2 protein-coding genes are annotated in these 1,229 nt (G+C 35.2%); one reads left to right on the top strand and one right to left on the bottom strand.

Features of this window, described 5'->3' with window-relative positions; genetic code table 11:
* Nucleotides 1–204: 204 nt before the first annotated feature.
* Nucleotides 205–870 carry a porin family protein gene (locus ON09_RS23690; RefSeq protein WP_010603555.1) on the bottom strand — a complete coding sequence of 222 codons (666 nt, stop codon included), beginning with the start codon at nucleotides 868–870 and terminating at the stop codon, nucleotides 205–207.
* A 26-nt stretch (nucleotides 871–896) separates the two neighbouring features.
* Here ON09_RS23690 and ON09_RS26990 point away from each other — a divergent pair, with 26 nt between their 5' ends.
* Nucleotides 897–1,109 (top strand): gliding motility protein GldB-related protein, encoded by a 213-nt coding sequence (locus ON09_RS26990; protein ID WP_455566582.1) that lies wholly within the window; start codon nucleotides 897–899, stop codon nucleotides 1,107–1,109.
* The last annotated feature ends 120 nt before the right edge of the window (nucleotides 1,110–1,229 follow it).

Here is a 1,229-nt window from a genome sequence, read left to right as displayed (position 1 = left end):
CTCTTGGAGGATAACCACAAATAGCCAACTCCGCAAAACCACTAAATCGGCACCTTTTTCTTTTAGCCAATTGAATGTGATCAATTATTTTTTTTGGTTATTGGCTTCGAAGTTGCCGATGTGATAGTTAAGTTGTGCAAGCGCTATTTTCATTTGTGAAGTATCAGTTTTAATATCAGAAAGTAAGTATCGGGATCTATTATCCTAGAAAAAGATACCAAAATTAAGTGCCAGATAATGGTTTCTCACATCACGGGTTTTGTCTGTTGTGATATTAGTGAAACCGTTATTGTAAGTTAATCCGGCTAATATACTGGCGTTACCAGAAATATCAAATTCTCCCCCGCCACCAATAATTAAGCCGGCACGATAAAATTTCGTATAGTCGGTAATCTTCAGATTATCTGCGAAAACTGTATTTCCGTTTTGTGCATCTTGTTTGGCACTGATGTTAAACGAATTTGAAAGACCAAATTGACCATACCAGCGTTTACCTTCTGCCTTTATTGTTTTAAGCTTTATGGTTAAAGGAACCTCGATATATTGTAATTTATACTTTAAATCATAAGCAACCGGCACTGTTCCGCTGTGATATGGTGCTGCATTGGCTTCTGTACTTTTCCCATTAATTGAGGTAATAGTTAATGCTGTAGCAAAACTATAGTTTGGTGCAAAGTTAAAATCGCCTATTAAACCGTAAGCAAAACCTAAACCTACACCATCAGTTTTTCCTTGCTCAGGTTTTACCCAACCAATTGTCGGTGTGGCGGTTAATCCAAGCCTGAAACCATAATTAATGGGAGGAAAATTTTGTGCCCAAACACCGAAACTGAAAAAAGATAAAATTATAATCGTCGAGATTTTTTTCATGCTTTATGTGATTATATTTGTTGTACATGATGTATAACGTAAAACACAAGCAAATTTATCTATTTTTTCTCTTGGCTTTTGTATTTATTTCCTGCAAGCAAAGTAATCGGCCAGATATAAGCAACATTAAAGTAGATATTAAGATAGAACGCTTTGATAAAGAGCTATTTGCATCAAAAGACAAAAATACCAGCTTAACAAATGCAGCGTTATCCAGTAAGTACGGTTTTTTTTTATGATGATTACCTTCATAAAATGATCGGATCGCCTGATTACAACAATGATGAAATACTTAGCACCTTGTTTAAAGACCAGGCTTATACCGATTTAACAAAGGAAGTAGATAGTAGTGTGTACGT

The organism is Pedobacter agri PB92 (assembly GCF_000258495.1).
Classification (GTDB): Bacteria; Bacteroidota; Bacteroidia; order Sphingobacteriales; family Sphingobacteriaceae; genus Pedobacter; species Pedobacter agri.
Note: the sequence above shows the minus strand (reverse complement) of the source record. Positions and strands in the feature narration are given on the sequence as shown.

Excerpts from the sequence above, each read along its gene's own strand:
- ON09_RS23690 (WP_010603555.1), bottom strand. The coding sequence starts at position 870 with ATGAAAAAAATCTCGACGATTATAATTTTATCTTTTTTCAGTTTCGGT.
- ON09_RS26990 (WP_455566582.1), top strand. The coding sequence starts at position 897 with ATGATGTATAACGTAAAACACAAGCAAATTTATCTATTTTTTCTCTTG.